This window comes from Mesorhizobium sp. M1E.F.Ca.ET.063.01.1.1, assembly GCF_003998155.1.
Lineage (GTDB): Bacteria > Pseudomonadota > Alphaproteobacteria > Rhizobiales > Rhizobiaceae > Mesorhizobium.
Genome location: NZ_RZSC01000240.1, coordinates 1 through 7,990, shown reverse-complemented (window position 1 = coordinate 7,990; position 7,990 = coordinate 1). Strand labels below are relative to the sequence as shown.

Below are 7,990 nucleotides of genomic sequence, written 5' to 3'. Positions count from 1 at the left end.
GTGGAAAGCCCGATATGCGGATGCGGGCGCACGTCGATCGCATGGCCGGCGCGCAGGATGGCCGGCCCCATGCGGTCGAAGAAGATGAACGGTCCGACCAGCCTGCGTTTTGCGGTCGGCAAGGCGCGGCGGACCTCGAAGCCGCCGATGTCCTTGGCGTTGGGGATCACCATCAATTCGATCTGGTCGCAGGCGAAGGCGTCGCCGGCCTCGGGATCGTTGCCTGGAAAGAAGCTCATGGCAGGTCTCAGGCGAAGCGGAGCGCGGATCTGGCTTTCGCCTTGGCCGCCTCTTCCTCGCGATTGCGCGGATGCTGGGTGGTTTCCATCGAATCGAGCAGTTCGCGCGCCGCGGCGGCAATCGCCTCGACGGCATGGTGGAAGGCGTGCTCGTTGCGCTTGGAGGGCTTGGTCGAGCCGCTCAGCTTGCGCACGAACTGCAGGGCTGCATCATGGACCTCGTCGTCGGTTGCCGGCGGTTCGAAGTTGAACAGGGTCTTGATGTTTCGGCACATGCTTGAACTCCTTGCAACACACCTTACTCGGCGTCGAGCGGCTCCGTTCCAACCGGCTTGCCGTCGCGCGAAAGCCTGATCTTCTCGACTTTGTCCTCGGCCGCCTTGAGCAACCGGTCGCAATGCGCCTTCAGCGCCTCGCCGCGCTCGTAGATCCGGATGGACTGGTCGAGCGGGACGTCGCCGCGCTCCAGATCATCGACGATCTTCTCCAGCGCGTCGAGCGCCTGTTCGAAGCTCATCGTTTTGACGTCTTGGTTAGCTTCATCAGCCATCATTTATCCTTTCATCAGCCGCCCGACATGGGCGGCGACCGAAAATGCCAGTCCCTGCAGATCGTAGCCGCCCTCCAGCAGGCTGACGAGCCGGTTGCCGCTATGGCGCCCGGCGCGCTCCATCAACTGGCCGGTTGCCCAATCGAAATCGTCCTCGGTCAGGTTGATCTCGGCGAGCGGATCGCGATGGTGCGCATCGAAGCCGGCGGAAATGATGATCAGGTCCGGCGCGAACGCGTCGATCGACGGCAGCACGCGCGAAAGGAAGGCGTCGCGGAACAGCTCGCTGCCGGTGCGGGGTGCCAGCGGCGCGTTGACGATGTTGCCGGCGCCGGTTTCGCTTTTCGCGCCGGTGCCCGGATAGAGCGGCATCTGGTGCGTCGAGCAATAAAGCACCGACGGATCGTCCCAGAAGATGTCCTGCGTGCCGTTGCCGTGGTGGACGTCCCAATCGACGATGGCGACGCGCTCGGCCTGATGCTTCTTCTGTGCATGACGGGCGGCGATCGCCGCGGTGTTGAACAGGCAAAAGCCCATCGCGGTGGTCTTTTCGGCGTGGTGGCCGGGCGGGCGCGCGGCGACGAAGGCATTGGCGGCGCGGCCTTCGAAGACATCGTCTATCGCCGCGTTGGCGGCACCGATCGCCGTCACCGCGGCCTGCCAGCTCTTCGGGCTGGCGCTGGTGTCGGCGTCGATGGAGACGATACCGCTTGCGGGAATGGCCGCGCGGATGCGGGCAACAAAATCTTCCGGATGCGCGTAGAGGATGGTCGCCTCGTCGCCTTCCGGCGCCTTGACGCGGTCGAGAGCCGAAAAAGCCTCGTCATCCAGCACGCGCTCGATGGCGCGCAAACGGTCCGGCCTTTCAGGGTGGCCGGGCGGCGTGAGGTGTTCCAAGAATACCGGATGGGTGTAGAGACGGGTGGTCATGGCGCCTAATCTAGGCACGCGTGGCCCGGATGACCATGTTTGATGGCCGAATGGCTGGGGAAAATTGCGCCCGATAGTGTCGCTGGCGGCATTGGCGCGGCCTCTGCTTCGCGATAAGGTCGGACTGCTGCCTGGTGCCCGCGAGGCGGGAGAATCGGGAACACGGTTGAACTCCGTGGCGTGCCCAACGCTGTGAGGGGGACCGCGCCGGCAAAAGCCACTGTCCTAGACGGGAAGGCGCCGGACGTGGGTCGATCCCGAGCCAGAAGACCGGCCCGGCAGACATGGTCTTCCGCATGGTCAGGCGGAGGACTGCTGTCGCAAGGGACAAGCGATGCAGGCACAAGCGGCCGCCATGGGCGGCGATGACTTTGACCAATTGGCGCGCGATGCCGTCTATCGGGCGATGTTCACCCGGCGCGACGTGCGCAGCCATTTCGTTGCCGACGGTATCGACGATGCCGTTCTGGCGCGGCTGCTGACGGCCGCCCATCACGCGCCGTCGGTCGGCTACATGCAGCCCTGGAATTTCATCGTTATCCGCGATGTGACAAGGCGGCGGCAGGTGCGCGACCTGTTCCTTGCCGCGCGCGAGCAGGAATTGCCGGCGATCGAGGCGGAGCGGCAGGCGCTCTACCGCAAGCTGAAGCTCGAGGGCATCTGCGAAAGCGCGCTCAATCTCTGCATCACCTGCGACCGGCAGCGTTCAAGGAACTCGCCGCTCGGGCGCTGGCACAACCCGGAAATGGACCTCTACAGCACCGTCTGCGCGGTGCAGAACTTCTGGCTGGCGGCGCGGGCGGAAGGTGTCGGCGTCGGCTGGGTGAGCATCATCGAAACGGACGCGCTGAAGCGGCTCCTGTCGATCCCCGAGCACGTCACGCCGGTTGCCTATCTCTGCGTCGGCCGTGTTTCGGAATTCGCGCCGAGGCCGGACCTCGAGGCGCATGGCTGGGGCAAGCGCCTGCCGCTGGCCGAGCTGGTGATGAGCGAGACCTTTTGCGGCGCCGGCGAGGCGCCGCTCAAGTCGGCGATTGCCCGCCTCGGAGAGCAGCCGAAGCCGTGATCGGGCTGCCGTCGTGATCAAGGGGCTGCCGATCAAGCAGCCCGGGGCGAATCCCAGCGCGAGCCGCCGAAGGAGCCGAGCGCCTTGTCGCGAAGCTCTCTGAATTTCGATGACGCTTCGGCCAGCCGCTGATCCCATTCCGGGTTCGGAACCTGGCCTTCGATGGCGTCGAAATAGACCTGCATCAGCGAGACGATGGCGAAGGGTTCGATGAAGGCCGCCTTGAAGGCCCAGGCAAAGACGATTGCCAGCACGAAGGCCCAGCCGGCAAGCTGGCCCGGCATGACCCACAGGATCGCGCCTGCCGGCGCCAGCATCAAAAGAAAGATGACGAAGGACACGCCCCACATGATCACCGCCAGCCAGACGGCGTTCTTGACCATGTGCTTGCCGTTCTGCGCGTAGAGCACGACGCCTTGCCTGGCGGTTTCGAACGGAGAGTTCGAATTGATGCGGATGTTGTAGCCGAGGATGATCTCGTCGACATAGGTCAGCGACAGGCGGATGACGGTGTTGATGAAGCTGACGAGGCCGTTCAAGCCCGGAATGGGCAAGAACGCCGCGATGCCGCCGATCAGGCCGGTGATGGCGCGGATGGCGCCCTTCACCAATTGGTCGACGACGAAAAGAATGTTGGCCTCGGCGAAGCGCTGGGTCACCACTTCCTTCGCATAGGCGATCTGGCGCTGGCCGTCGGGGACGTCGTGGCCATCGATCAGGTGGACCATGACGGCGATGTGACCGGCCTTGAGCACATAGAGGATATATTCGCGGATCCAGTAGACGGCGATCGAGACGACGCCGAAGCCGACAACCCCGCCCCACAAGGCAAAGGACATCGGTCCATCGGGATCGGTGGAGATGTGGCCGACACCGTAGCCGACGCTGGCGCCGGTGCCGGTCGCCATGATGTAGGCCAACGTGATGCCGAAATAGACGATCATGCGAAAGACGATGAACGGCCATGTCCGCATCATGATGGACACCGACCGGCCGATGCTGAAGTCCCACATGGCCCCGACTCTCCCGCCTCGCGCATGACCCCGAAAATCGGAATCGATTTTCGGAAAGGATCATGCGGCATAGTCAAAGTGTTACAGCGTCCTTTGCGCGTTCGAAGAACGCGCGGCGCTGTAAGAGAATGGTCGAGGAGGATGCGCTCGCGCCTGTCATTGTCAATTGCGACGGCGCCGCGCCAGTCCCAAAACCGGTGCACAAACCGGCGATATCCTTACCCGATCGTGCAGTCAGGGCTTTTTGCGCAGTCCTTCCAGTAGCTGCTTGAACGCCGCTATCGCCTTCTTCGACGTCGCCTCGGGGTCGTTCGAATTGGCAATGCGTTGCGAGGCCTGGCTGCTGGCGCCGTTGATCAGCCGCGCGGCGGTCTCGGGGTCGAGATCGGGCACGACGACGCCCTCTTCCTGCAGTCTCGTCAGATGATCCGTCATCGACGCGGTGCAGGCATTGGCGTTCGACCACTGCGCCGGATCGCCCAGCACCGCCGGGCCGTCGCGGAACATGATGCGCTGGATTTCCGGCTCCAACGCCATCTCGATATAGGTGGTGCATTCGTCGACGAAGCGCTGCCAGCGGGTCGGCGCTCTCGCCGCCACCTCGTTCACCCGCGCAGCCATCTCGCCGTCGATCTCGGCGATCACCGCCTGCAGCAGTCCCCTCTTGTCGCCGAAATGGTGGTAGAGCGCGCCGCGCGTCAGGCCCGCTGAAGCGGTGAAATCGTCCATCGAGGCCTCGGTATAGCCGATCGTGCCGAAGGCATGGCGCGCGGCCGCGATCAGCTTGGCGCGCGTCTCGGCGATCATCTCCTTGCGGGGTCTGTGCACGGTTTCTGGCTCTATTCACATACGTCTCGTATGCCAATTGACATACGCGACGTATGAACTATCTGACATTCATACGCTGCGTATGTAATTGCGGCGCCCTTCCTTGTCGAGGAGCAGGACCATGCGAAACCCCTATTCGGAAATCTTTCGGGCTCCCGGAACGAAAGGCTTTGCCGCGGCCGCCTTCATGGCGCGGCTGCCGATCGCCATGGCGCCGATCGGCATCGTGGCGATGCTGTCGCAGACGCATGGCGAATACTGGCTGGCCGGCGCCGTCTCGGCCACTTACGCGCTGGTCAACGCCTTCCTGTCGCCGCAGATCTCGCGGCTGGTGGACCGGCTCGGCCAGACCAGCATAGCCGTCCCGACGACGCTCGTTTCGGCGCTTTCCTTCGCGGCCTTGATCGCGGCGGCCAATCAGCACTGGCCGGTATGGACCCTGTTCCTGTCCGCGCTGCTTGCCGCCTTGATGCCCAGCATTCCGGCGCTGGTCAGGGCGCGCTGGACCGAGATTTTCCGCAACCGGCCCGAGCTAAACACCGCTTTCGCCTTCGAATCCGCGGCGGACGAGCTGGTCTACGTCGCCGGCGCCTCGCTGTCGGTGGGCTTAAGCGCCGCGCTGTTCCCGGAAGCGGGCATGATCGCCAGCACGTTGCTGCTCGCTCTCGGCTCGGCGGCATTCCTGCTGCAGCGCTCGACGGAGCCGCCGGTAAATACGGCGGAATATGGCGCGGCCGGTTCGGCGATCCGGCTGCGGCCGGTCCAGATCATCACCTTCGCGCTGATCTTCGTCGGCGCGACCTTCGCCACCACGGAAGTCACCACCGTCGCCATCACCAAGGCGCTCGGCCAGCCCGAGGCGGCGAGCCTGGTCATCGGCGTCTATGCGCTGGGATCCTTCGTGCTCGGCATCATTGTCGGAGCGCTCAGCCTGAAGACGCCGCTGCAGCGGCAACTGGCGGTCGCGGTCACCGTGATCGCGCTCACCACGCTGCCGCTGCTTTTCGTCGACACCGTGCCGACGCTGGCGCTCGCCGTCTTCGTCAGCGGCGTGGCGATCTCGCCGACCTTCATCACCGCCTTCGGGCTGATCGAGCGCCACGTGCCGGCAGCGATGCTGACGGAGGGCGTCACCTGGGTGACGACCGGGATCGGCATCGGAATGGCGCTGGGCTCCTTCGCCGCCGGCTGGATGGTCGACGCTTTTGGACCGCAGAGCGGGTTCTGGGTGTCCGTTGCGGCGGGCGCGATCGCGTTAGCCACCGTGCTCGCCGGCCAATGCCGGCTGGCGACGGAGGATTGCGATCTGGATGGAGACGAAGCGGCTGTCCCGGCTGAGTGACGCAAGACCGCCCGGTCGTTCGTATCGGCGAACCCATCGTAGACGTTCGAAATTAGCCGACGCCTTTCGAACTTCGTCATTCTAGGGCGACGCAGGAGCGAAGCTCCGGCGCGGGGACCCTGGATGACGACGTCGCGGGCGCTTCGGCCAATCGCGTAAGCATGCGATCTGCCTGGAGGAACTTCCGGCGCGTCCCCCGACAGCCTAAAGGATTTCCGTCTTGGCGATATGGATGCCAAAACCTTCGAGGCCGACATAGTGGCGCTCGCGCGAGGCGATCAGGTTGATCGAAGAGATGCCGAGATCCTTCAGGATCTGAGCGCCGAGACCGATCTCGCGCCACTCGTTCTCGCGCCGGCGCGCTTCCTCATGATCCTCGCGCTCACCGCTCGCCGGCCGCTTGCGCTCCTGGTGGGCGACGCCGACCGAGCCCTCGCGCAGATAAACGATGACGCCGCGCCTGCGCTCGCCCATCGCCTTCATGATGCCTTCCAGACGATGGCTGGTGCCGAAGACGTCGGTGACGACATCCTCCGAATGCAGGCGCACCGGCACCTCCTCGCCGTCGCGGATGTCGCCGAAGACGACCGCGACGTGATGCATGGAATCCCAGGGCAGCGTGTAGGTGAAAACCTGCGCCTTGCCGCCGGGCGTGTCGATGTCGGAGCAGGCGACGCGCTCGACCAGCGTTTCCTTGCGCTGCCGGTAGGCGATCAGATCGGCGACCGAAACCTGCTTCAGGCCATGTTCTTTGGCGAAAGCCTGAACCTCGGGCCCGCGCTTGACGGTGCCGTCGTCGTTGACCAGCTCGGAGATGACGCCGACCGGCGGCAGGCCGGCGAGCTTGCAGAGATCGACAGCGGCTTCCGTATGGCCCGAGCGCATCAAGACGCCGCCTTCGCGCGCGATGAGAGGGAAGATGTGACCTGGACGGACGAAGTCTGAGGCGCCGACATTGCCGTTGGCGAGATTGCGCACGGTGAGCGTGCGGTCGTCGGCGGAAATGCCGGTCGTGGTGCCGTGCTTGAAGTCGACACTGACGGTGAATGCCGTGGTGTGGGCCGAATCATTGTCGGCCACCATCGGCGCGAGGTTCAGCCGCCTCGCCTCCTCGCGCGGCATCGGCGTGCAGACGATGCCGGAGGTGTTGCGGACGATAAAGGCCATCTTTTCCGGCGTGCAGTGGACGGCGGCGACGATCAGGTCGCCCTCGTTCTCGCGTCCGTCATCGTCCATGACGACGACGATCTCGCCGCGCTCGAAAGCACGGATCGCTTCGACGATCTTCTTCTGGTCGTAAGGCATAGGTGCTCGCTTCGCTCGCAGGGAATAGGAATTAGGCAATGGGCAGTAGGGAAGGAAAAAGGCTGTGTCGGGCTGGCCTACTGCCTACTGCCTACTCCCTACTGCCTACTCCCTTCCCTGTTTGTCCTCTATGCCGCAGATAATGATCCGCGATCGCGCAGGCAACCATGGCCTCGCCGATCGGCACGGCGCGGATGCCGACGCAGGGGTCGTGGCGGCCCTTGGTCATGACATCGACGTCCCTGCCGTCCTTGTCGATCGACTTGCGCGGGGTCAGGATCGAGGAGGTCGGCTTGACGGCGAAGCGGGCGACGATCGCCTGCCCGGTCGAGATGCCGCCGAGGATGCCGCCGGCATTGTTGGAGAGGAACACCGGCTTGCCGTCATTGCCGATGCGCATCTCGTCGGCGTTCTGCTCGCCGGTGATGCGGGCGGCCTCGAAGCCGTTGCCGATCTCGACGCCCTTGACGGCGTTGATCGACATCAGGCCCGAGGCGATGTCCTGGTCGAGCTTGGCGTAGATCGGCGCGCCGAGGCCAGCAGGCACGCCTTCGGCGACGATCTCAATCACCGCGCCGACCGAGGACCCGGCCTTGCGGATGCCGTCGAGATAGGCGGCGAAGACGGGGACCGAGGCCGGATCCGGCGTGAAGAAAGGGTTTTCGGCATCACCGACGAAATTCCAGTTCCAGTTGGCGCGGTCGATCGATTTTTCAC

10 protein-coding genes and 1 riboswitch are annotated in these 7,990 nt (G+C 64.6%); of the genes, 2 read left to right on the top strand and 8 right to left on the bottom strand.

Annotated features, from left to right (window positions below):
* The 4 genes from EOA29_RS17945 to EOA29_RS17930 all read right to left on the bottom strand — a co-directional run.
* Positions 1–239: pirin family protein (locus EOA29_RS17945; protein ID WP_145969692.1), on the bottom strand; the 239-nt coding region annotated here is incomplete at its 3' end.
* A gap of 8 nt (positions 240–247) precedes the next feature.
* Positions 248–514 (bottom strand): DUF2277 domain-containing protein, encoded by a 267-nt coding sequence (locus EOA29_RS17940; RefSeq protein WP_126095247.1) that lies wholly within the window; start codon positions 512–514, stop codon positions 248–250.
* A gap of 23 nt (positions 515–537) precedes the next feature.
* On the bottom strand, positions 538–789 hold the full coding sequence (locus tag EOA29_RS17935; RefSeq protein WP_126095248.1) for an exodeoxyribonuclease VII small subunit: 252 nt from the start codon (positions 787–789) through the stop codon (positions 538–540).
* A 3-nt stretch (positions 790–792) separates the two neighbouring features.
* Positions 793–1,719, bottom strand: coding sequence for a histone deacetylase family protein (locus tag EOA29_RS17930; protein WP_126095249.1), 927 nt, complete (start codon positions 1,717–1,719; stop codon positions 793–795).
* Positions 1,720–1,834: 115 nt separating this feature from the next.
* Positions 1,835–2,013, top strand: a riboswitch (cobalamin riboswitch).
* 40 nt (positions 2,014–2,053) lie between these two features.
* Between EOA29_RS17930 and bluB the strand changes: the two genes are divergently transcribed.
* Positions 2,054–2,785: a 5,6-dimethylbenzimidazole synthase gene (gene bluB / locus EOA29_RS17925; RefSeq protein WP_127221226.1), complete on the top strand. Its 732-nt coding sequence runs from the start codon at positions 2,054–2,056 to the stop codon at positions 2,783–2,785.
* A 32-nt stretch (positions 2,786–2,817) separates the two neighbouring features.
* Here bluB and EOA29_RS17920 read toward each other — a convergent pair whose 3' ends face one another.
* Complete coding sequence (locus EOA29_RS17920) at positions 2,818–3,798, bottom strand: hypothetical protein (protein WP_126095251.1); 981 nt, start codon at positions 3,796–3,798, stop codon at positions 2,818–2,820.
* 234 nt (positions 3,799–4,032) lie between these two features.
* Positions 4,033–4,626: a TetR/AcrR family transcriptional regulator gene (locus EOA29_RS17915; protein ID WP_127221225.1), complete on the bottom strand. Its 594-nt coding sequence runs from the start codon at positions 4,624–4,626 to the stop codon at positions 4,033–4,035.
* Between the two features lie 121 nt (positions 4,627–4,747).
* Here EOA29_RS17915 and EOA29_RS17910 point away from each other — a divergent pair, with 121 nt between their 5' ends.
* Positions 4,748–5,968 carry an MFS transporter gene (locus EOA29_RS17910; protein WP_127221224.1) on the top strand — a complete coding sequence of 407 codons (1,221 nt, stop codon included), beginning with the start codon at positions 4,748–4,750 and terminating at the stop codon, positions 5,966–5,968.
* 204 nt (positions 5,969–6,172) lie between these two features.
* Here the strand turns inward: EOA29_RS17910 and ribB are convergent, their stop codons facing one another.
* Together ribB and EOA29_RS17900 are read right to left on the bottom strand one after the other, a co-directional pair.
* Entirely contained in the window at positions 6,173–7,273 is a 1,101-nt protein-coding gene (gene ribB / locus EOA29_RS17905) for a 3,4-dihydroxy-2-butanone-4-phosphate synthase (protein ID WP_126095254.1), read from the bottom strand.
* Positions 7,274–7,364: 91 nt separating this feature from the next.
* On the bottom strand, positions 7,365–7,990 hold a 626-nt coding region (locus EOA29_RS17900), incomplete at its 5' end, for a chorismate synthase (RefSeq protein ID WP_127221223.1).